Origin of the sequence: Tsuneonella sediminis (genome assembly GCF_051912845.1) — a bacterium.
In the GTDB taxonomy this organism is placed as follows: Bacteria; Pseudomonadota; Alphaproteobacteria; order Sphingomonadales; family Sphingomonadaceae; genus Tsuneonella; species Tsuneonella sediminis.
Map to the genome: position 1 here is coordinate 79,475 of NZ_JBNCBU010000001.1, position 22,062 is coordinate 101,536.

At 67.0% G+C, this 22,062-nt stretch carries 21 protein-coding genes; 14 read left to right on the forward strand and 7 right to left on the reverse strand.

The features are described from left to right. Position 1: 1 nt before the first annotated feature. Positions 2 to 628, reverse strand: a complete 627-nt coding sequence (rdgB, locus tag ACPV3N_RS00440; RefSeq protein WP_440113093.1) for an RdgB/HAM1 family non-canonical purine NTP pyrophosphatase — start codon at positions 626 to 628, stop codon at positions 2 to 4. Beyond that, positions 625 to 1,341, reverse strand: a complete 717-nt coding sequence (gene rph, locus ACPV3N_RS00445; RefSeq protein WP_440113096.1) for a ribonuclease PH — start codon at positions 1,339 to 1,341, stop codon at positions 625 to 627. The genes rdgB and rph overlap by 4 nt, the downstream gene beginning before the upstream one ends. Before the next feature lie 81 nt (positions 1,342 to 1,422). On the opposite strand from rph, the gene hrcA reads away from it, so the two are divergent. Genes hrcA through ACPV3N_RS00460 form a run of 3 tightly spaced genes read left to right on the forward strand, consistent with a single transcriptional unit; the run spans position 1,423 to position 4,289 of the window. Continuing rightward, on the forward strand, positions 1,423 to 2,466 hold the full coding sequence (gene hrcA / locus ACPV3N_RS00450) for a heat-inducible transcriptional repressor HrcA (RefSeq protein ID WP_440113099.1): 1,044 nt from the start codon (positions 1,423 to 1,425) through the stop codon (positions 2,464 to 2,466). Between the two features lie 13 nt (positions 2,467 to 2,479). Next, a complete protein-coding gene (locus ACPV3N_RS00455) occupies positions 2,480 to 3,055 on the forward strand; it encodes a nucleotide exchange factor GrpE (protein ID WP_440113102.1) in 576 nt (191 codons plus the stop codon). A 4-nt stretch (positions 3,056 to 3,059) separates the two neighbouring features. Next, positions 3,060 to 4,289, forward strand: a complete 1,230-nt coding sequence (locus tag ACPV3N_RS00460) for a threonine synthase (protein WP_440113105.1) — start codon at positions 3,060 to 3,062, stop codon at positions 4,287 to 4,289. Here the strand turns inward: ACPV3N_RS00460 and ACPV3N_RS00465 are convergent. The 4 genes from ACPV3N_RS00465 to ACPV3N_RS00480 form a co-directional block, all read right to left on the reverse strand. After that, a complete protein-coding gene (locus ACPV3N_RS00465; protein WP_440113108.1) occupies positions 4,286 to 4,756 on the reverse strand; it encodes a hypothetical protein in 471 nt (156 codons plus the stop codon). The genes ACPV3N_RS00460 and ACPV3N_RS00465 overlap by 4 nt on opposite strands. 39 nt (positions 4,757 to 4,795) lie before the next feature. Beyond that, the gene (locus tag ACPV3N_RS00470; RefSeq protein WP_440113111.1) at positions 4,796 to 5,959 is read right to left on the reverse strand and encodes a PrnB family protein; all 1,164 of its coding nucleotides are present in this window, start codon (positions 5,957 to 5,959) and stop codon (positions 4,796 to 4,798) included. Between the two features lie 109 nt (positions 5,960 to 6,068). After that, positions 6,069 to 6,488, reverse strand: a complete 420-nt coding sequence (locus ACPV3N_RS00475) for a vgr related protein (protein ID WP_440113114.1) — start codon at positions 6,486 to 6,488, stop codon at positions 6,069 to 6,071. A 113-nt stretch (positions 6,489 to 6,601) separates the two neighbouring features. Further along, the gene (locus ACPV3N_RS00480) at positions 6,602 to 7,081 is read right to left on the reverse strand and encodes a copper chaperone PCu(A)C (protein ID WP_440113117.1); all 480 of its coding nucleotides are present in this window, start codon (positions 7,079 to 7,081) and stop codon (positions 6,602 to 6,604) included. Between the two features lie 169 nt (positions 7,082 to 7,250). Between ACPV3N_RS00480 and dnaK the strand changes: the two genes are divergently transcribed. From dnaK to ACPV3N_RS00495, 3 genes are all read left to right on the forward strand, one after another. Beyond that, a complete protein-coding gene (gene dnaK, locus ACPV3N_RS00485; RefSeq protein WP_440113120.1) occupies positions 7,251 to 9,179 on the forward strand; it encodes a molecular chaperone DnaK in 1,929 nt (642 codons plus the stop codon). Positions 9,180 to 9,254: 75 nt separating this feature from the next. Continuing rightward, on the forward strand, positions 9,255 to 10,373 hold the full coding sequence (dnaJ, locus tag ACPV3N_RS00490) for a molecular chaperone DnaJ (protein WP_440113123.1): 1,119 nt from the start codon (positions 9,255 to 9,257) through the stop codon (positions 10,371 to 10,373). Then, complete coding sequence (locus ACPV3N_RS00495) at positions 10,370 to 10,840, forward strand: low molecular weight protein-tyrosine-phosphatase (protein ID WP_440113126.1); 471 nt, start codon at positions 10,370 to 10,372, stop codon at positions 10,838 to 10,840. Before dnaJ ends, ACPV3N_RS00495 begins: the two co-directional genes overlap by 4 nt. On the opposite strand, the gene ACPV3N_RS00500 is transcribed toward ACPV3N_RS00495, so the two are convergent. Beyond that, positions 10,837 to 13,152: a patatin-like protein gene (locus ACPV3N_RS00500; protein WP_440113129.1), complete on the reverse strand. Its 2,316-nt coding sequence runs from the start codon at positions 13,150 to 13,152 to the stop codon at positions 10,837 to 10,839. The genes ACPV3N_RS00495 and ACPV3N_RS00500 overlap by 4 nt on opposite strands. A gap of 74 nt (positions 13,153 to 13,226) precedes the next feature. Here ACPV3N_RS00500 and radA point away from each other — a divergent pair, with 74 nt between their 5' ends. The 8 genes from radA (at position 13,227) to ACPV3N_RS00540 (ending at position 22,046) form a co-directional block, all read left to right on the forward strand. After that, positions 13,227 to 14,594, forward strand: a complete 1,368-nt coding sequence (radA, locus tag ACPV3N_RS00505; protein ID WP_440113131.1) for a DNA repair protein RadA — start codon at positions 13,227 to 13,229, stop codon at positions 14,592 to 14,594. A gap of 16 nt (positions 14,595 to 14,610) precedes the next feature. Beyond that, a complete protein-coding gene (locus tag ACPV3N_RS00510) occupies positions 14,611 to 15,141 on the forward strand; it encodes a CvpA family protein (RefSeq protein WP_440113134.1) in 531 nt (176 codons plus the stop codon). Then, positions 15,138 to 15,584 (forward strand): iron-sulfur cluster assembly scaffold protein, encoded by a 447-nt coding sequence (locus ACPV3N_RS00515; protein WP_440113136.1) that lies wholly within the window; start codon positions 15,138 to 15,140, stop codon positions 15,582 to 15,584. Before ACPV3N_RS00510 ends, ACPV3N_RS00515 begins: the two co-directional genes overlap by 4 nt. Before the next feature lie 36 nt (positions 15,585 to 15,620). Further along, positions 15,621 to 17,297 carry an MFS transporter gene (locus ACPV3N_RS00520; protein WP_440113138.1) on the forward strand — a complete coding sequence of 559 codons (1,677 nt, stop codon included), beginning with the start codon at positions 15,621 to 15,623 and terminating at the stop codon, positions 17,295 to 17,297. Next, positions 17,294 to 18,334: an alanine racemase gene (locus tag ACPV3N_RS00525; protein WP_440113140.1), complete on the forward strand. Its 1,041-nt coding sequence runs from the start codon at positions 17,294 to 17,296 to the stop codon at positions 18,332 to 18,334. Before ACPV3N_RS00520 ends, ACPV3N_RS00525 begins: the two co-directional genes overlap by 4 nt. Positions 18,335 to 18,425: 91 nt before the next feature. Beyond that, positions 18,426 to 18,992, forward strand: coding sequence for a polyhydroxyalkanoate synthesis repressor PhaR (gene phaR, locus ACPV3N_RS00530; protein WP_440113143.1), 567 nt, complete (start codon positions 18,426 to 18,428; stop codon positions 18,990 to 18,992). Between the two features lie 60 nt (positions 18,993 to 19,052). Beyond that, a complete protein-coding gene (locus tag ACPV3N_RS00535) occupies positions 19,053 to 20,594 on the forward strand; it encodes an aminoacyl--tRNA ligase-related protein (protein ID WP_440113146.1) in 1,542 nt (513 codons plus the stop codon). 60 nt (positions 20,595 to 20,654) lie between these two features. Then, positions 20,655 to 22,046, forward strand: a complete 1,392-nt coding sequence (locus tag ACPV3N_RS00540) for a M28 family peptidase (RefSeq protein ID WP_440113149.1) — start codon at positions 20,655 to 20,657, stop codon at positions 22,044 to 22,046. The last annotated feature ends 16 nt before the right edge of the window (positions 22,047 to 22,062 follow it).

A 22,062-nucleotide genomic window follows, 5' to 3' on the forward strand; every position in this document is an offset into this window, starting at 1 on the left:
ATCAGCCGAACTGCTCGGCGACGAGCTTGGCGAACGCATCGGCACGGTGGCTGATGCGGTGCTTTTCCTCCGGGTCGAGTTCGGCGAACGTCGTGTCGCGCCCTCTCGGCACGAACATCGGGTCGTAGCCGAAGCCCATCGTTCCCCGCGGCGGCCAGGTTAGCGCCCCGTCGACCCGTCCTTCGTAAACCGCCGTCTCGCCGTCAGGCCAGGCGATGGCGAGCACACAGGAAAACCACGCATCGCGCGCAACGGCCGGCCCCTTCGCCTGGAGCAGTCCCTCGACCTTGCCCATCGCCAGGTACCAGTCGCGGCCCGGCTCGCCCTCGAACCACTGCCGTTCCGCCCAGTCTGCCGTATAGACGCCCGGCCGTCCGTCGAATGCGGCGACCGACAGCCCGCTGTCATCCGCCAGCGCCGCAAGGCCCGACGCCTCGGCCGCCGCTCTTGCCTTGATCAGGGCATTGGCGACGAATGTCGTGCCGGTTTCCCTGGGCTCGGGCAGGCCGAGCGAGCCAGCGCTGATGCACGTGACGCCGTAAGGTTCGAGGAGCGCGCCGATTTCCTTCAGCTTTCCGGTGTTGTGCGTCGCGATGACCAGGGTTCCGGAGCCGATGCGGCGCGTCATTTGCGGGTCGCCTCCTCCTGCGCCCGGAACACCTCGGCGCAGCCGATCTGGGCGAGCCGCAGCAGCCGAAGAAGGCCTTCCTCGTCGTACGTCGCGCCTTCCGCCGTCGCCTGGACCTCGGCGATGCGGCCACCTTCGATCAGCACGAAGTTTGCGTCCGCGTCGGCAGCGGAATCCTCGTTGTAGTCGAGATCGAGCACGGGGGTCCCCTTGCAGATCCCGCAGCTGATCGCCGCGACCTTCGCCTGGATCGGGTCTTCCGTCACGAGGCCGGCCGTCATGAGCTTGTCGACCGCGAGGCGCAGCGCGACCCACGCGCCGCTGATCGCAGCCGTGCGGGTGCCGCCGTCGGCCTGGATCACGTCGCAGTCGAGCACGACCTGACGTTCCCCGAGCTTCTTGAGATCCACGACCGAGCGCAGCGATCGACCGATCAGACGCTGGATTTCCTGCGTCCGGCCGCTCTGCTTGCCCTTGGCCGCTTCGCGCTGGCCGCGGGTGTGAGTGGCGCGCGGAAGCATCGAGTATTCGGCAGTCACCCACCCTTCGCCCTTGCCGCGCAGCCAGGGGGGGATACGATCTTCTACCGAGGCGGTGACGAGCACGCGGGTGTCGCCGAAACCGACGAGGCACGAACCCTCGGCGTGCTTGGTGAACCCGGTCTCGATCGAAATGGCGCGCATCTCGTCGGGCGCGCGGCCGGAAGGTCGCATGGCAGTTCCTTTGTGAGTCGTCATGCGCGCCTAGGCGCTTGGGCCTTGCCGCCGCAAGTGCGCGCTCTAGATTGGCACGTCATGCCGACCCCTCCCGTCACCGAGCTCAGCACCCGCGCCCGGGACATATTCCGGCTGGTGGTCGAAGGCTACCTGACCAGCGGCCATCCCGTCGGCTCCAAGACGCTGGCAGGCGAGGGCGGTCTAAATCTCTCGCCCGCTTCGATCCGGTCGGTCCTGGCTGAGCTGGAAGGACTGGGTCTGCTCGCCGCGCCGCATACCAGCGCGGGACGCATGCCGACCGAAACCGGGCTGCGGCTGTTCGTCGACGGGATGATGCAGGTCGCCGAGCCATCCGCCGCGGAGCGCCGTGCGATCGAGAAGCGGCTTTCCGCGCCAGGTCCGATCGAAGCCGCCCTCGAGGCGACCAGTGCCCTGCTGTCAGACCTGTCGGGCGCGGCGGGAATGGTCATGGTTCCGCGCCGCGAGCCGCGCCTCGCTCAGCTTACCCTCGTGCCGCTCGGGTCCGGCCGTGCGCTCGCGGTGCTGGTGGGAGAGGACGGCGCCATCGAGAACCGGGTGCTCGAGCTTGATGGGCCAGCCAGCGCCTCCGCGCTCGAGGCTGCCGGCAACTACATCACCGCGCGCCTCACCGGGCGCACGCTGGCGGAAGCGGCGTCGGTAATGCGGCGCGAGCTCGCCGAGGGTCGTTCGCAGCTCGATGCCGCCAGCCGCGATCTGGTCGAGCGGGGGCTCGCAGTATGGAGCGAGGATGCCGCGCAGCGCCCGGTCCTGATCGTGCGCGGGGCCGCCAACCTGCTCGACGAGAGCGCGCTCGGCGACATCGAGCGGGTTCGGCAGCTTCTCGACGACCTTGAGGACAAGCAGTCCGTTGCCGAACTGCTCGAGTCCGCGCGAAGCGCAGAAGCGACCCAGATCTTCATCGGCAGCGAGAACCGGCTGTTCGCGCTGTCGGGGTCGTCGGTGATCGCCTCTCCCTATCGCGACCGCGACGGCAGGGTAGTCGGTGTGCTCGGAGTGATCGGACCGACGCGGTTGAATTACGCGCGGGTCGTCCCCATGGTGGACTTCACCGCCCGTTCGCTGGGCAAACTCATCGGATAACGACGAAAAAACAATGATCGAAGATGAAAAGCAGGCAGCCGACGAGGCTGCAGCGAAAGAACTCGACGGCGTTCCCGCCGACATGATCGACGACGACGGCAAGGGTGAGGAGGGCAGCCTGTCCGACGCCCTGTCGGCACTCAAGGACGACCTCGACAAGGCCAATCAGGACATCCTCTACGCCCGCGCAGAGACGCAGAACGTGCGCCGCCGGCTGGAAAAGGATATCGCCGATGCGCGGGCCTACGCTGCCACCGGCTTTGCGCGCGACATCCTGTCGGTCTACGACAACCTGGTCCGGGCGATCGAGGCGATCCCCGCCGACCTTCACGACGATCCGCGTATGAAGGCGATGGTCACCGGCATCGAGGCGACCCAGCGCGAGGTGGAAAAGGTCTTCGCTTCGCACGGGATCACCCGCATCGCGTCGACCGGCCTGCCGCTGGACCCCAACCAGCACCAGGCAATGCTCGAAATTCCTTCGGACGAGCACGAGCCGGGCACGGTGGTGCAGGAAATGCAGAGCGGGTGGATGATCAATGAGCGGCTGCTGCGGCCGGCGATGGTCGGCGTGGCGAAGAAGCCCTGACCCGGTGGCGCTCACCGACAACTTGGTCGGCGAGCGCCCGACCTTTGTAACCCACCTCGAATGCTCGCTCACCGGAGAGCGGTACGAGGCCGACGAACTCCACGGACTGTCCGCTGTGGGGCGGCCGCTGCTCGTGCGCTACGATCTTGCCGCCGCGGGCAGGTCGCTATCGCGCGGCGGCCTCGAAGCGCGGCCGACCGATTTGTGGCGGTGGCGCGAACTGCTGCCTGTCCGGCGCACCGCCAGCATCGTGAGCCTTGGCGAGATAGAGACTCCGTTGATTCCGGTGCCGGGGTCCGCCGGGCCGAGCGTGATCGTCAAGGACGAAGGGCGCCTGCCAACCGGCTCGTTCAAGGCGCGCGGGCTGGTCATGGCGGTGGCGATGGCGAAGGAGCTCGGCGTCAGGCGCATCGCGATGCCGACCAACGGCAATGCGGGCGCGGCGTTGGCTGCCTACGCAACGCGCGCGGGGATCGAGACGGTGGTCCTGTGTCCCGACGACACGCCGGAAATCAACGTGCGCGAAATCGCCGCGCAGGGCGCCCGGGTGTACCGGGTCAACGGCCTGATCGACGAATGCGGTGCGATCGTGGGGCAGGGCGCTGCAGAAGGCCTCTGGTTCGACTTCTCGACGCTGAAGGAGCCGTACCGGATCGAGGGCAAGAAGACGATGGGGCTGGAGCTCGCCGCCCAGCTCGGCTGGCGGCTGCCCAAGGCCATCTTCTATCCCACCGGCGGCGGCACCGGCCTAATCGGCATGTGGAAGGCGTTCGACGAGCTCGAGGCGCTAGGCTGGATCGGCGGCGAGCGGCCGAAGATGTTCGCCGTGCAGGCGAGCGGCTGCGCGCCGATCGTCAAGGCCTGGGAAGACGGGGTAGAACACGCCGATCGGTGGGAGGACGCGCAGACGATCGCGATGGGCATCCGGGTGCCCAAGGCCGTCGGCGACTTCCTCATCCTGCGCGCGGTGCGCGAAAGCGGCGGCAGGGCCATCGCGGTCGACGACGCCGACACGCTCGCGGCCCTTGCCGACTGCGGCAAGCGCGACGGACTGCTGCTGTGCCCGGAAGGCGCCGCGACGCTCGCCGCTTGGCGCAAGGCGGTCGCCGAAGGCTGGATCGACGCGAGTGACGAAGCGGTGCTGTTCAACTGCGCGACCGGTCTCAAATACCCGCTGGCCGACGCGTCGCAAATGCTGGACAAGAATGCGCCAGGCGAATTGGCGCGGCTTTAGGAGCCCTTATTTTGAGTCAGAAATAGGTTTAGTCGTCCAGAGATATTGCGAATTTCCGCCGCCGCTGCTTTTACTTCTTTGAGGCTCAGCGGGATAACTGCTCCGTCGCCTTCTAGCGCGAGGGCGACGGTCTCGAAGAGTACAAATTGCTCACTGACCAAGCCGTCTTTGACCCTCGAGTGCACGATGGCATTTCGAATGCGCAGCGGCTCTCGGCAGAGCTCGCGCAACCCACGTAAATACTCGACCTGTCTAGTAGTCGCCACGCTCTCAAGGCTTTGATGACCTGACAACGCGTCCAGCTTGCTGCCTAACGAGGTTTTGACGTCGCACTTGCCGATTTTCTGACACCACTTCCCTACTTGCAGTTCGAAGTGGAAAAAGGCGTCGAGCAGTTCAAGGCGAGCAAGACCCCAGGCATCTGGGGACGTCCGTGCAAGATGCTCATGATTGATGGGGATGTTCACCCGGCGGACATTACCGCCGCCGAGTGAATTCCAAGTAATTCAAACCAGCTGCGCTCTGTTCTCGTCGCGGTGCTTCTTGAGGTACTTCATGAACGGCGTGCCGCCGGTGCCGACGTCGGGATCGTTGCCGGCGATGCTGCCGGCCTGCTTGTTGATGTAGCTCGCGGCATATTCGAGGTGGCGGGTGCGGAAGCGCGCGGACTGTTCGAGGCAGGCGTTGAACGCGTCCTTGAGGCTCTGCGACGCGGAACCGCCCACGAATTCGCGCAAGGTCGACTGCGCGGCGAGATCCTCGATGAACCGGCGGTGCGGTACCGGGCGGTACTGGTGGAGCTCGTCGAGGAACTGGCGCAGCGGGTCGTCGGAATGGCCGACCTGGAACAATGCGTCCATCGCCGGGACGATCGACGACTGGCTGCCGGTCTGACCGCGATAGGCCATCGGCTTCATCTCGAACCGGTCGACGCCCTCGTAGACCAGCCCGCCGCCCTTGAGCGCGGGGTTGTTCGCCCAGCCGTGGATGTAGGGCCGCACGCGGTGGAAGTAGATGTAGGGATCGCACCGCTCGGGCATCCGCGCGAAGTGGCCGTAGATGCGCTCCCACGCGGCATCCATCTCGACCAGCAGGCGCTCCGCCTCGGCGGCATCGCCGTTGCGAGCGACCGTTACCAGCTTCGCCGCGTTGTCGAGCAGCACGCCGGCCTCGGCCTCGATCGCGACGTGGATCATCACGAACCAGTTCTCGTCGTCACCGCCGAGGAAGTTCTGGACCATGTAGATGTTCTCGAGCGTGATCGGGCCCGACTTGTCGAGCCGCGCCCAGTTGTCGAGCACGTAGGCCGAATAGGGCAGCAGCGGCGCCTGGCCGAGCCGGTCGGCAATCGCCACCATCGGCCGTGCAAGGTTGGCGGGCAGATACTCGGGCGGCTGCGCTTCGCCCCAGACGTAGGCCTGCACCAGGAAACTGTAGTGCACCATCGCGGTGCGGACTTCCTCTTCAGCGGCCTCGCGGGCCCAGTCCTCGAGGCCGGGATCGGCAAGCTGGCCGAGCCAGTGGCGCACGCGCCCGGTGGACATGAGACCGGAAAGGTTTCCGGCGGCTTCGAGCACCTCGCCGAACATCGCGGGCAGGGTGATCTCGTCGATCTCGTAATGCGAAAGGAAGCCGCGTTCCCGCGACATGCCGTAGTCTGTGATATTCATCGGATTGCACCGCTTGCCGGGCGCGGGTTGGGCCGCCCGGATCGATGGAGCAACAAGTAACAAGTGAAGCCGGCCCGCTCAACCCGGCCGGGTGGAAAACCTGCGCGGCCTATCCGGCCCCAGGGAACCGGACGAGCAGGTCGTACGCGCCCGCATCCGCCACGCCTGCGACCGCGACGCCGTTGCGCAGCCAGAACGCGTGCTTCACGATCTGCGCCTGCTGCTCGATGCCGTAGCGCTCGAGGCTCCACCCCGGCTTGAGGCTGTAGTCGTAGCGGCAGAACGGGTGGCGGTGGAGCAGGAGGTACCACTCGCCCCGCGTCTGGGTCTGCCAGACGTGAGTCATCTCGTGGATGAAGAGGCCCTGGGCGATCTTCGACGCCCGCGCGAAATCGTCGCAATAGGCGGTCCCGGCGGGGTGGAAGTGCAGGTGCCCGCGCGGCGCCATCGTGATGTGCCGGGGCTGGAACGGGAAGAACTTGCGGCGGCGGACGGTGACCTTGCCATAGTCGACCGCGGAGCCGAACACCGATCGGGCAAGCGCGATCTCTCCCGGTGTAAGCGCGCGCTTACCGCCGGCCGGACAAGATGGGGCGACAGCCTCGTCGTGGTTTTCGAGGCCGAGGCTGTCGACCGCCTGCGTCAGCGTTCGTCCCCGGCTGCCCTGATCGGCGCTTCGAAGGTATGGCCCTTGCCGCCCGATACGATGATCGTCACTTCGGCCGTGCCGCCGGGCTTGAGCGTGTCGTCCGGCTCCATCGCCATGATGTGCTTGCCGCCCGGCTCGAAGCTGATCTTTTCGCCCTTCTTCAGCGGCACCGGCAGCATGTCCATCATCTGCACCTTCATGTCGTATTCGCCGTAATCGTGGAAGGTCGCGCTCTTGGCGCCCTTCACCTCTGCCCGGTTCAGCGCCACGTTGCGATCGCCCTGGTAGTCGAGGTCGAAATAGACCGCCGCCGGGTTGCCGGAGACCGGCGCAAGCACCATCCGGGGATTGCTGATCGTCATTCCCGGAATGCCCGATTCCTCGGCCGGCGCCTCTGCCGGCGCATCGCCGCAAGCGGTCAGCGTGAAGGGCGCGCAGGCGAGCGCGAGAGCCGTGAGCGACCGTGAAATCATCGTTTTCCCCCTATGAAACAGGCCGATCAGGTAGCGGTCCGCGTCCCTTGTGCCAAGAAATTCCGCACCTATATCGCCCGCGCAATCCGAGCCTCCGAGAGGGCCTCGCCGCACCAGCGGGGGGTCCGAAAGGCGGTGTCCAACAACGTATCAGACGAATAGGGAAACCATGGCCAAAGTTATCGGTATCGACCTCGGCACCACGAACTCGTGCGTAGCCGTCATGGATGGCGGCAAGCCGAAGGTGATCGAGAATTCGGAAGGCGCGCGCACCACGCCTTCGATCGTCGCGTTCACCAAGGACGGCGAGCGGCTGATCGGCCAGCCTGCCAAGCGCCAGGCGGTCACCAACCCCGACAACACCGTCTTCGCGGTCAAGCGCCTGATCGGCCGCCGTTTCGACGACCCGGTGACCAAGAAGGACACCGAACTGGTCCCCTATACCATCGTCAAGGGCAAGAACGGCGATGCCTGGGTCCAGGCCGGTGGCAAGGACCTGTCGCCGTCCGAAGTCAGCGCGTTCATCCTCCAGAAGATGAAGGAAACCGCCGAGAGCTACCTCGGCGAAACCGTGACTCAGGCGGTCATCACCGTTCCCGCGTACTTCAACGACGCCCAGCGCCAGGCGACCAAGGACGCCGGCCAGATCGCCGGGCTCGAGGTTCTGCGCATCATCAACGAGCCGACCGCGGCCGCGCTCGCCTATGGCCTCGAGAAGAGCGAGGGCAAGACCATTGCCGTCTATGACCTTGGCGGCGGCACGTTCGACGTCTCGATCCTCGAGATCGGCGACGGCGTGTTCGAGGTGAAGTCGACCAACGGCGACACCTTCCTCGGCGGCGAGGACTTCGATGCCGCGATCGTCGAATGGCTCGCCGATCGCTTCAAGTCGAAGGAAAACATGGACCTTCGCACCGACAAGCTCGCGCTTCAGCGGCTCAAGGAAGCCGCCGAGAAGGCCAAGATCGAGCTGTCGAGCGCGCAGACCACCGAGATCAACCTGCCGTTCATCACCGCGCGCATGGAAGGTGGCAGCACGACCCCGCTGCACCTGGTCGAGACGATCAGCCGTTCAGACCTTGAAAAGATGGTCTCCGGCCTGATCGAACGCACCAAGGGCCCGATGAAGAAGGCGCTTGAGGACGCGGGTATCAAGGCGAGCGAAATCGACGACGTCGTGCTCGTCGGCGGCATGACCCGCATGCCCCGCGTGCGCGAGTTCGTGAAGGAATTCTTCGGCAAGGAACCGCACACCGGCGTCAATCCGGACGAGGTCGTCGCCATGGGCGCGGCGATCCAGGCCGGCGTGCTGCAGGGCGACGTCAAGGACGTGTTGCTGCTCGACGTGACCCCGCTGTCACTGGGAATCGAGACGCTGGGCGGCATCATGACCAAGATGATCGACCGCAACACGACGATCCCTACCAAGAAGAGCCAGACCTACTCGACGGCCGAGGATAACCAGAACGCGGTCACCATCCGCGTCTTCCAGGGCGAGCGCGAGATGGCGCAGGACAACAAGCTCCTCGGCCAATTCGACCTTGTCGGGATCCCGCCGGCCCCGCGCGGCGTGCCGCAGATCGAGGTCACCTTCGACATCGACGCGAACGGCATTGTGAACGTCAGCGCGAAGGACAAGGGCACCGGCAAGGAGCAGCAGATTCGCATCCAGGCCTCGGGCGGGCTGTCCGACGCCGACATCGACCAGATGGTCAAGGATGCCGAGAAGTTCGCGGAGGAAGACAAGAAGCGGCGCGCATCCGCCGAGGCGCGCAACCAGGCCGACAGCCTCGTTCACGCGACCGAGAAGCAACTGTCCGAACACGGCGACAAGATCGATGCCGACCTCAAGAGCCAGGTCGAGACGGCGATCGCCGAGGCCAAGACCGCGCTGGAAGGCGACGACGTCGATGCGATCAACGCCAAGGCTCAGGCGCTGACCGACGTGGCGATGAAGATGGGCCAAGCGATCTACAGCCAGGAGCAGGCATCGGCGGAAGCTCCTGCCGAGGGTGCTGGCGCCGGATCCGACGGCAAGCCGGAGGAAGAGGTGGTCGACGCCGAATTCTCCGAAGTCGACGAAGACGCCAAGGGTTGATAGCCCGGATGGAAAGCCGACCGCCACGGGTGCGCATCCGCATCGGTGGCGGAACGGTTTAGGGCGGGGCAAGCAATGTCGGCTACCGAACTCGATTTCTACGAAGTGCTCGGCGTCGCCCGCGATGCGGATGCGGCAACGATCAAAAGCGCCTATCGCAAGCTCGCGATGCAGTATCACCCGGATCGCAACGCCGGGTGCAAGGAGAACGAGGACAAGTTCAAGGCGGTCTCGGCCGCCTATGAATGCCTCAAGGACCCGCAGAAACGCGCGGCCTACGACCGTTACGGCCACGCCGCCTTCCAGGGCGGCGGCGGGCCCGGCGGCTTCGGCGGCCAGGACTTCGGCGACATCGGCGACATCTTCGAGACCATCTTCGGCAGCGCCTTCGGTGGCGGCGGACGGCAACAGCCGCGCCGTGGTGCGGACTTGCGCTATGACATGGAAATCACCCTCGACGAGGCGTTTCACGGCAACGAGCGCCAGATCGAGATAGAGGTCAGCCAGACCTGCGGCACCTGCGAAGGTTCGGGCGCGAAGCCCGGCACTTCGGCGCGCCGCTGCAACCTGTGCTCGGGCATGGGCAAGGTGCGCGCCAAGCAGGGATTCTTCGTCGTCGAGCGGGCCTGTCCCAACTGCCACGGTCGCGGCGAGGTGATCGAGAGCCCGTGCCGCGACTGCCGCGGCGAAGGCCGGATCGACCGACCTCAGGTGCTCGACGTCACGATCCCGCCCGGCGTCGATACCGGCACCCGCATCCGCCTCTCCGGCAAGGGAGAGGCAGGACCCCGCGGCGCCCCGCCCGGCGACCTTTACATCTTCGTTCACGTCAAGCCGCACCCGGTGTTCCAGCGCGAAGGCACGACGCTGCTGACCCGCGTGCCGATCAGCTTCACGACCGCCGCGCTTGGTGACAGCATCGATATTCCGGACCTCGGCGGCGACCATCACTCGGTCTCCATTCCGGCCGGCATTCAGAGCGGCAGGCAACTGCGCGTTCGCGGGGGCGGGATGCCCGTATTGCAGGGGCGCGGGAGGGGGGACCTGGTGGTCGAGATCGTGGTCGAGACGCCGACGAAACTCAGCCGCGCGCAACGCGAGATTCTCGAGCAGTTCCGCGAAACCGAAACCGGCGATGAGTGCCCCGACAGCAAGGGTTTCTTCGACCGGCTCAAGACCGCGTTCGGCGGGTGACGACCGCACGCCCGGCCGTCCTGCTCGTCTGCCTCGGCAACATCTGCCGTTCGCCGCTCGCTGAAGCGGCCATGCGAGCCGAGGCCCGGCGGGCCGGGCTCCCCATCGAAATCGATTCGGCCGGGACCGGCGACTGGCACGTCGGCAAGCCGCCTGATCCGCGCGCGCAGGCGGTCGCTCGCGAGGCCGGGGTGGACATCGCGGGCATGCGCGCCCGACAGGTGGTCGCCGACGACTTTCGGCGCTTCACGCACATCCTGGCAATGGACGCGCAGAACCTTGCCGATCTGCGGGCGATCATGCCCGAGGATGCAACCGCCCATGTCTCGCTGCTGCTCGATATGGTTCCGGGTCGCGAAGGCGCGAGCGTCCGCGATCCGTATTACGGCGGCGAAGAGCTGTTCGAGGACACCTGGGCGGACGTAACGGCGGCTGCACGCGCGCTTGTCCGTCAACTGGCGGATTAGGCCGCTACGGCGCTTTCGATCTCGGCGCGCAGGCCCGCCACCAGGCGTGGGTCGGCCTTGAGGCGGCTCTCCTCCCCATCGAGTATCGCCAGGAACGCGCGCCGCTTGAACTGCATCCGCTCGTTGTCCGAAAAATCGGCGACGGTCGAGGTGACGAGGTCGATCATCCGTTCCGCACCGTGGAGCCGGCCCCATAGATAATCGTTCTCGCGGTAGGCCCGGCTGAAGAAAGCGCCGAAATTGTAGAATTCCGTCCCGCGCAGCGTCGCGCTGGTGCCCCCGGCGCGGATCGACCGCGCGTCCTCGGGACTGATGCGATCCACCTTCACCGCGTCGAACTCGGTCAATCCCTCGTTTTGCAGAAGCGGCAGCGTGGCGACGTCGTAATAGGGAAAGCCGAGGTAGGCGAGCAGGACCCGGCGGCGCAGTTCCTTCGGCATTGCCTCCAGCGCGTCGGCGAGCATCTGTTCGGCCTGCGCGTCGATCTCGGGCAGAAGCCGGCGTTCGGCGAGCGCGTCGAGCACCGTGGCCGGGTCGCTCATTACCTCCTGCGCGATGGCGGCGAAATTGTCGCCGAGATTGCCCGTTCCCTCCCGCGCGAAATACAGCGCGAGGATGCGGTAGATCGCTTCCCGCGCAGCCTCGAGCGCCGCGTCCGGAATATCGGGATCGGCTTCCCATTCGCGCGAGAGCCTGCGTGCTATCAGGCGCAGCCGCCGGACGCGGAAGGCCAGGTCATGCGCGCGCAGGAACTCGATCGCCGCCGGGCTCGCCACTCCCGACGGTTCGACCAACGTGGCAAGACCGCGCGCGTCGAGTTCCTCGCGCAGCCGCAGCACGATCGGCTCGGCATCGGCAAGCTTCAGCGCTGGCGCGGCTTCGAGCACGGTGCGCGCCAGCGTGTCGACGATGCCTGCGACCTTGGCTTGGGCATAGGGGTGAAACGCATAGCCCGCCCGCTCGGCGGCGGCATTCTGCGCCTTGCTGCGCCACGCTGCGAGCCGCTTCGGCGTCGGACGGTCGAGGAACAGGGTGAGCCCGAACAGGCGCTCGACCGAGTCTTCGACCTGGGGGCGCAGGGCGGCGACGATCCGCTGCAGCTTCACGGCTTCGCGCGTCTGCCGTTCGAGCGCCTCGAGGTTGTCGCGGATCGGCTGTTCGCGCGGGATAGCGGAAATCGAGCCGATGATCGCGGCGAAGAAGCCGACCGGCCGGTCGATCCGTTCGCCAAGCGCACCGAAGCGGTCAGGCGTGGGGTCGACATAGACGAACCGCCGGTCGACCTCGCGCTGCGCGGGGCGGGACGGCAGCGCGGCGCGCGCAGCCGCGAACGGCGCGTTGATCAGGACCGAGCCGTCGATCAGCGAAACGTGCTCCTCGTTGCCCTGCCGCGCGTGCACCGGCATGATCCGCTCTACAAACTGCGCGCGAGTGCCCCATTCGCGGCCCCTTTCAAGCGCCAGCTGATCGATCTCGCCCAATTGAAGCGGGGGAAAGGCACCCGGGAAGCTGGCCGTCGCACGCGCGGCAAGCGTCAGCTCGAGCGGCTCGGCGAGCGGCTCGCCTCCATGCGCGGGCACCTTGCTGCGGAAGGCGATCGGCATGCGGTGCTCGCTCTCTTCCACCGCCGGAGGGCTGTTGAGCCGCAGCAGCGACAGGTGGCCCCGGAAATCGGTCGCAGTGACCAGCAGGTCGAGCGGATGACCCGGGGGCAGCAGCGGCTCTTCCGGCGTTTCCGATGCCATTGCCATGAGGCCGTCGTACAGCAGCTTGGAAAAACCGAGGCCGGAGAACGGTGGTTCGAACCACCGCCCGCGGATCAGGTGCGAGACCTTGCGGCGCACTTCGGCGCGGGTCTCGGGCGCCACGCTTTCGCTTACCGCGTTGCCCGGGCGGCGCAGCAGCCACCAGACGAGCGGCATGGCCCACAACTTTGCCGCGCGCGACCAGGGCCGTGCCCTGGGGTCGAGCAGCCGGTCGACGTCGGCGGTCTCCAGCCACAGCTCGGTCAACGGCTCGAGGCTGGCACCCGAATGGATCGCCTCGGCAAGAAAGATGGCGTTGATACCGCCCGCGCTGGCGCCGGTGACGATGTCGGGCAGGACCCGCAGCCGCAGCCCATGTTCGCTTTCAATCCGCACAAGAAGGTCGCGGTAGACGCCGCGAAGCCCGCCTGCCCGGGGGCCTGCGCCCACATGGTCGCGGCTGGCCCGGGCAAGGTGCCAAAGCTCCTTGGTGACCCCGTGCATGTAGACCGCAAGGCTGACCCCGCCATAGCAGACCAGCGCGATCCGAAGTTCCTTCTGCCGCATCGTTCTCGCTTGTGCCGCGCAAAAGGGCGGAGCGCAATTGCGTTCCACGAATGTTCCGGTTACGCGTGCCCCCGATGGCCAAGACGAAACGCCGCTACGTGTGTCAGAACTGCGGGTCGGTCAGCAGCCGCTGGCAGGGCCAATGCGCCGACTGCGCGGAATGGAACACGCTGGTCGAAGACGCGCCGGCCACCGTCTTCTCGATGAAGCACGATCTGTCGAGCGGCGGCCGCCGGCTCGAGTTCGAGGCGCTCGACGCACCCGGCGAACCCCTCGTCCGCCTTCCGACCGGCCTCGCCGAGTTCGATCGCGCGCTCGGCGGGGGGCTGGTGCCGGGTTCGGCGGTGCTGATGGGCGGGGACCCCGGCATCGGCAAGTCGACGCTGTTGTTGCAGAGCGCGGGCGCGGTGGCGAAGCGCGGCCTGCCGGTCGTGTATCTGAGCGGAGAGGAAGCGGCCGGGCAGGTGCGGATGCGCGCCGGCCGCCTTGGCCTCGCCGGCGCGCCGATCAAGCTTGCCAGCTCAACCAGCGTGCGCGACCTCCTTACCACGCTGGGGTCGATGGAGCCGCCCTCACTGCTTGTCGTAGATTCGATCCAGACGATGCATTCCGACACGATCGAGGGCGCACCCGGCACCGTCAGCCAGGTGCGCGGATGCGCATTCGAACTGATCCGCTATGCCAAGGAGAACGGCGTGGCCCTCGTGCTCGTCGGGCATGTAACCAAGGACGGCACGATCGCCGGACCCCGCGTGCTCGAGCACATGGTCGACGTGGTGATGAGCTTCGAGGGCGAGCGCAGCCACCAGTACCGCATCCTGCGCGCGCTCAAGAACCGGTTCGGCGCGGTCGACGAGATCGGCGTGTTTGCCATGGAGGGGGCCGGGCTGGCGGAAGTCGGGAACCCGTCGATGCTGTTTCTGTCCGGCCGCGAGGAACCGCTTGCCGGAAGCGCGGTATTTCCCGCGCTCGAAGGCACCCGGCCCGTCCTCGTCGAGATTCAGGCGCTCATCGTCAAGCTGCAGTCAGGCGCCACCCCGCGCCGCGCGGTGGTGGGATGGGACAGCGGGCGGCTGGCGATGCTTCTCGCGGTGCTCGAATCGCGTTGCGGGCTCAATTTTTCGTCGGCGGAAGTCTATCTGAATGTCGCCGGAGGCTACCGCCTGTCTGACCCGGCGGCCGACGTCGCGGTCGCCGCGGCGCTTGTTTCGGCACTCGCCGACAAGCCGCTCGCCACCCGCGGGGTCTGGTTCGGCGAGATCTCGCTGGCAGGGGAAATTCGCCCGGTCGCTCACGCAGGCCTTCGCCTGCGCGAGGCTGCCAAGCTCGGCTTCGGGACGGGTTACGGCCCGGCCGATGCCGACGCGGGTTCATCGGGACTTAACTATCGCGGCCTAAGCCGGCTGGCCAATCTCGTTGACCGGGTGATGGCATCGGCATAACAGGCCGGGATCGCGAATGACGGGTTTTGACTTAATCGTACTCCTGATCGTCGGCACGGCGGCAGTGGGCGGCTTCATGCGCGGATTCGTGCAGGAGGTCCTGTCGCTTGCTGCGTGGGGAGTGGCGATCCTCGCGATCCACAACCTCCATACGCCGTTGTACGATTTCCTCCTCCCCAAGATCGGCAACCCGCCGGCCGCCGCGACCTCTGCCTTCGCAATGCTGCTCCTGATTCCCTATGCCGGCATGAAGCTAATCGCCGGCCGGCTGGGCGACAGCAGCCGCGCCTCGATGCTCGGTCCGGTCGACCGGGTGTTGGGTTTCGGGTTCGGCGCGATCAAGGGCGCCGTCGTTGCCGTGTGCGGTTTCGCGCTGCTCGTGCTCGGATACGACGCGGCCTGGGGCATCGCCGGAAGGCCGGACTGGATCAAGCAGGCGCGCACTTATCCGCTGGTCAACGCCAGCGCCGACGCGCTCGTCCAGCTGATCGAGGAGCGCGATAACGAGCGGCGGGCTGCGCAGGCGGCGATCCCGCTCCGGCAGTGAGCGCGCCCGCGCGCGGCGGGGCGGCGCTGTACACCCGCGACCTTCTCGCCCTCGCGGTATCGCTGGGCGAGATGCCGTTCGATCCGGCAATGCCGCTGTCGGGCGAAGCGCGCTCGCGCACTTGCGGAAGTTCGCTTCGTATCTCGCTCGCCCTCGACGAAGGCGGACGCATCAGGCGCGTTGGACTCGGCGCGAGTGCCTGCGCGGTGGGGCAGGCGGCGGCTGCGCTGTTCGCTCGGTCGGCGGCGGGGCAGAACAGGGCGGACATCGCGGCGGCACGAAGCGAGATTGCAAGCTGGCTTGCCGGTGCCGGTTCGCTGCCTGACTGGCCCGGTCTGGCGGCGCTCGATCCTGCGCGTGCCCACCCCGGCAGGCACGGCGCGATCCTGCTCGCATGGGATGGTGCGCTGGCCGCGCTTTCCAAGCAGGAATCGCCTCGCTAGAGCTTGCCGCCGAACAGGAAGGGGAGCCGCATCGCCATGAGCGAAACCGTCGCCGCGCCGGAACTTCAGCCGACGCACCACGAGCCGAGCGCGAAGGAGATTCGCCTCGTAATCGCCGCCTCAAGCGCAGGCACGGTCTTCGAATGGTACGATTTCTTCATTTACGGCACGCTGGCCGCGCTGATCGGCAAGGCGTTCTTCCCCGCCGACAACGAGACGCTCCAGCTGTTGCTCGTGTGGGCCGGGTTCGCGGTCGGCTTCGGGTTCCGTCCGCTGGGCGCGATCCTGTTCGGATACCTGGGCGACAAGCTGGGCCGCAAGTATACCTTCCTCGTCACCGTGACGCTGATGGGCGTCGCCACTGCCGGGGTGGGCCTGGTGCCCAGCGCCGAGACGATCGGCCTGCTCGCGCCGGCCATCGTCATCCTCTTCCGCATCCTCCAGGGTCTTGCGCTGGGAGGCGAATACGGCGGGGCGGCGATCTACGTCGCCGAGCATGCCCCGCCCGAGAAGCGCGGGTTCTACACCAGCTTCATCCAGGCGAGCGTCGTCGGGGGCTTCGTGCTCTCGATCATCGTCGTGATCGCCTGCCGGGCGTTCATACCCGAAGATGCCTTCAACGCCTGGGGATGGCGCATCCCGTTCCTGCTCAGCCTGATCCTGCTGGGGATCAGCTTGTGGATGCGCCTCAAGCTATCCGAGAGTCCGGTGTTCAGGGCAATGAAGGAGGCCGGCGAGATGGCGGGCAATCCCTTCGTCGAAAGCTTCACCTATCCCGGCAACAAAAAGCGGATCTTCGTCGCGCTGTTCGGCGTGACGGGTATCCTGACGACCATCTGGTACACCGCTTTCTTCAGCGGAATGAGCTTCCTGCGGGGGCCGATGCGGGTCGATCCCGCGACGGTCGAATGGGTCATGCTGATCGCGGGCGGGCTGTCGATGGGGCTCTACGTTTTGGTCGGCAGATGGTCCGACCGGGTCGGCCGGAAGAAGCCGATCATCGTCGGAGCCGTGTTGAGCTTGCTGCTGCTGTTCCCGATCTTCTGGGGAATCGGCGCGCTCGCCAACCCCGGCCTGGCGGCGAGCGCGCGGGCGGCGCCGGTGGTCGTCCAGGGCGCGAACTGCACGTACGATCCGTTTGCCGAGAGGCAGGCCAGCCAGTGCGGCCGCATGCTGGGCGACCTCACCGGGCTGGGCGTCCCCTATGCGATCGCGGAGACCCGCGCGGCGACTGGTGCGGCAACCACGGTTCAGATCGGCGAACGGCGGCACTCTTATGGCGGCATGGACGACGCATCGCGCAAGGCCGCGGTCCAGAGCTGGCTCGAAGACGCCGGGTACGATTTCGCGCCGCAGAAGCCGCCCCTCGCCAACCTCGTCGGAATCGTGCTGCTGCTGCTTGGCTGCGGCGCGCTCTCGGCGCTGACCTACGGCTCGGTCGCGGCGCTGCTTGCCGAGATGTTCCCGCCGCAGATTCGCTATTCCTCGATGTCGATCCCGTACCACATCGGGGCCGGCTACCTCGGCGGGTTCCTGCCGCTGATCGCGGGATACATCGTCGCGACGACGGGTAATGCCTACGCCGGGCTGTGGTACACCTGGGCCATCGTCGCCTTCGGTCTGCTGGTCGCCTGGTGGGGCATTCGCGGCGGCCCGCCCCGGGAGTTCGAGGACAGCGGCAAGGCTCCGCCCGTATCGCCCGCAAGTCCATGACCGATCTGCCGCCGCCCGCCCTGCGGCTCGACCTCGACCGGGAAGCTCTCGCTGAGAACTGGCGGGCGCTCCACCGCATGTCGGGCGGCGCGAGCGCGGGCGCGGCGGTAAAGGCCGACGGCTACGGCCTGGGCGCAGGGGCTGTCGTGCCGGTTCTTGCCGCAGCAGGTACCCGCGATTTCTTCGTCGCGCACTGGAGCGAGGTGCCGGGCGTGGTGGAGCACGTGGCGCCCGACCGGGTATCGGTTCTCCACGGCCCGATCAGCGGGGGCGACTGCGCCTTTGCCCGGGCTGCCGGGGTACGCCCGGTTCTCAACAGCATTGAACAGGTCGCGCGGTGGCAGGCGACCGGTGGCGGCGCGTGCGACCTGATGGTGGATACCGGGATCAACCGGCTGGGCTTGCCGATGGACGCGATCGGCGATCCGTTGCTTGGCGGGCTCGAGGTCGTGACCCTGATGTCGCACCTCGCCAGCGCCGACGAGGACGTGCCGCAGAACCCTCTTCAGCTCGCCCGCTTCGCCGAGGCGTGCCGGGCAATTCCGGCGCGAAGGCGCAGTCTCGCGAACAGTGCGGGTATCGCGCTGGGCGCGGACTATGCGTTCGACGTCACCCGCCCGGGTCTTGCGCTGTATGGCGGAGTGCCCCGCGCCGAGTTCGCAGGGGTGATCCGGCAGGTTGCCCGGCCGAAGGCGGCGATCATGCAGGTTCGCGCGGTCGCGCCGGGGGAGGGCGTGGGGTATAACGCCACCTTCCGCGCACGCGGGGCGATGCGGGTGGGGGTCGTCTCTCTCGGGTATGCCGACGGCTTCCTGCGCTGCCGCGGCCCGGGCCATGCGCTTCAGCATGAAGGGACCGACCTGCCGCTTGTCGGCAAGGTATCGATGGACATGGTGGTGATTGACCTCGCGGCCGCGCCCGGTTTGCGCGAAGGCGACTGGGTCGACATCCCGTTCGATCTGCCGGGCGAAGCGGCGCGCTCCGGCCTTTCGCAGTACGAACTTCTTACCACGACCGGCACCCGCCTGCGCCGCTGAGCGGTGCTGCGCACAAAAGGTGCAGCATTTATTGCACCGCAAATGCTGCGAGTGCTAAGGTTGATGCATCAACCATCAGGGTCCAGAGCACATGGCAAAGCGGGCAACCGACGAAGACGGCGCGATCGTCATCAAGAAATACGCCAACCGGCGGCTCTACAACACGGGCACGTCGAGTTACATCACGCTCGACGACCTGGCGAAAATGACTCGCGAGGGGATCGACTTCAAAGTGCTGGACGCCAAGACCGGCGAGGACATCACCCATACGATCCTGACCCAGATCATCATGGAGGAGGAATCGAGCGGCGGCGAACAGATGCTGCCCATCAGTTTCCTGCGCCAGCTGATCTCGATGTACGGCAACTCCATGCAGTCGATGATGCCGGCCTATCTGGACGCGATGATGGAGAATTTCAGAGCCAACCAGGCGAAGCTGCACGAAAGCTTCATGGCGCGCGCGCAGGGAACCCCGTTTGCCAGGATCGCCGAGACCAATCTCGCGATGATGCGCGCTGCGTCGGAAGCCCTCCTGCCCAAGCGTGGGGAAAAGCCAGCCTCTGCCACTCCGAAGTCGCCGACGAACTCCGACGAGATCGCCGAGTTGCGCGCCCAGATGGCGGCGATGCAGAAAAAGCTCGACGAACTCGGCCATTGATTGCCGCCCTGACCGCTCCTCGCTAGGGCGCGCCGCTCACCTGCCAGAAAGTCCCGTCCCGTGTCCCAGATTCGCCACGCCCTCTCGGTCAAGCGCGCCGACGATTTCGCCGCATGGTATCAGGAAGTCATCTCCGCTGCCGATCTCGCCGAGGAATCCGGCGTGCGCGGTTGCATGGTCATCAAGCCCTGGGGTTACGGCATCTGGGAGCGGATCCAGCGCCTGCTCGATGACCGGATCAAGGCGGCGGGGCACGACAACGCCTATTTCCCGCTTCTGATTCCCCTGAAGAATTTCGAGCGCGAGGCCGAGCACGTCGAGGGGTTCGCCAAGGAAATGGCGGTGGTCACCCATCATCGGCTGATCGCGGACGGGAAAGGGGGGCTCGTGCCCGATCCGGAAGCGAAGCTGGAAGAACCGCTCGTCATCCGGCCGACCTCGGAAACGATCATCGGTGACGCGATGGCCCGCTGGGTCCAGTCGTGGCGCGACCTGCCGCTGAAGCTCAACCAGTGGGCCAACGTCATGCGCTGGGAAATGCGCACGCGGATGTTCCTGCGCACGAGCGAATTCCTCTGGCAGGAGGGCCATACCGCGCACGAGACCGCCGCCGAGGCGAAGGAACATACGCTGCGCATGCTCGAGGTCTATCGCGCCTGCGCCGAGGAAGACCTCGCGCTGCCTGTCATTGCCGGAGAGAAGCCCGAGAACGAACGTTTTCCCGGGGCGGTCGAAACCTGGTCGATCGAGGCGATGATGCAGGACGGCAAGGCGCTTCAGGCCGGAACCAGCCACTATCTCGGCACCAATTTCGCCGAGGCGAGCGGCATCCGCTTCCAGGACCGCGACGGCGGCCAGCAGCTTGCGCACACGACGAGCTGGGGCGTCTCGACCCGCATGATCGGCGGGGTGATCATGGTCCACGGCGATGACGACGGGCTCAGGGTTCCGCCGGCCATTGCGCCCTGGCAGGTGGTGATCGTGCCAATGCTGCGCGAGGACGCCGGCGACGCGGCGCTGCTCGATTATTGCGAGGGACTGCGCGGCAAGCTCGCGGACGCGCGCGCGCTCGGAGAGCGGGTGCGGGTGCTGCTGGATGCGCGGCCCGGCAAGGCCACCGCGAAGCGCTGGGACTGGGTGCGCAAGGGCGCGCCGGTAATAGTGGAGGTCGGAGGGCGCGACATGGAAGGTGGCAAGGTCAGCCTGCTGCGCCGCGACGCGCTTTGGGGCGAGAACGGCAAGCCGGCCTTCGACTACCCGGCAATCGGGGACGCCGCCGCGTCGATCCCAGCCATTCTCGAGGCGATGCAACGGGGCCTGTTCGACGACGCAGTGGCGATACGCGATCGCCGTATCGACCGCTCGATCACCGATTTCGGGGGGCTGGAGGCCTTCTTCGCAGAGGACGTCAGGAATCCCGGCTGGGTCGAAGTCCAATGGGCGAAGCCCACGGGCGCGGCGCTCGACACGGTGACCGAGAAGCTCAAGACCCTGAAACTGACGTTGCGCAACGTGCCCGCGGACGCCGCGCCGGCAGATAGACTGTGCGTGTTTACCGGCGAACCGGCGGTCGAGCGGGTCCTCGTCGCGAAGGCCTACTAGCAGCTCGGGCGGGCGCTTCGGCGGGCTTGCCAAGCCCGCCGCGCTGTCCGACAAGGGCCCATGCGCACACGTTTTTCCGCCCCAATCGCAGGGGTGCTCGCCCTTTCCGCCGCAGTTCCTCTGGCCGCTCACGACGATCGGGCTGCGGGGGTGTCGCAAGACCGCCTCAAGTCGGATGTCGAAAGGCTGGTAGGCTTCGGCACCCGGCACACATTGTCAGACCAGGTGAGCTCGACCCGCGGCATCGGTGCGGCGCGTCGCTGGGGCGAAGCGGAATTCCGCCGGACGAGCAAGGCCTGCGGCGGATGTCTCGAAATCGTGTTGCCCGAGCGGATGGTGTCCGGAGACCGCATTCCGGTTCCCACACGGCTGGTCAACGTCGTGGCGATCCAGCGGGGAGCCGAGCGCCCCGACGAGGTGGTGATCGTGCAGGGCCACATCGACAGCCGCGTGACGGACGTGATGGACTACACCTCGGATGCGCCGGGCGCGAACGACGACGGCAGCGGCACGGCGCTAGTGCTCGAGGCGGCGCGGGTGCTGTCGCAGCGCAAGTACCCGACCACGATCGTCTATGCGCTTCTGTCGGGCGAGGAACAGGGCCTTTTCGGTGGCCGGCTGCTCGCCGACTACGCCGCCGAGCAGGGCTGGACCGTCAAGGCGGTGCTGAACAACGACATCGTCGGCAATTCGTGCGGTTCGGACGGCCATTGCGATCCCGATCACGTGCGCGTGTTTTCCGAAGGGCCGCGCGCCGATCTCGACGATCGGACTCGCGCTGCCCAGCGACGATTCGCGGGCGAGAACGACAGCCCCAGCCGGAACCTCTCGCGCTTCATCGATACTCTCGATGGAGACGGTCTTGAAGTCCGCCCGATCTGGCGGGCCGACCGCATGGGGCGGGGCGGCGACCAGCTCCCGTTCCTCGAGAAGGGCTATCCCGCGATCCGCTTCTCGGTCGCGGTCGAGGACTACGAGCATCAGCACCAGGACCTGAGGACCGAGGGCGGGGTGACGTACGGCGATACGGTCGAGGAGATGGACTTTCCCTACCTCGCGAAGGTCACCGCGCTGAACGTGCGCGCGCTCGACCATCTTGCCCGCGCGCCGGTTCCGCCCGCGCCGACCGCCGATGCCGCGGTGCGGACCGACACGCTGGTGGAATGGAAGGGGGTGGCCGGCGCGTCGCTCTACCGCGTGTTTGCCCGTCGTACCGATGCGTCCGCTTGGGGCGAGCCGATTGCCGTGATCAACATTGAGGCACCCGCGGGCAACCGGCCGGTCGCTGCCGCCGCCGATCGCACGTTTTCGCACGTCGCCAGGTTGCGCGGGGACGACTGGATCTTCGGTGTGAGCGCGTGTTCGTCGAGCGGTGCGTGCAGCCCGGTCGCGAGCGCGGTCCCCGGCGGGGGTTTTGCGCCGCTCGCGAAAGCGGGAGGTGACAACCCCTAGGACCGCCCCCATATCG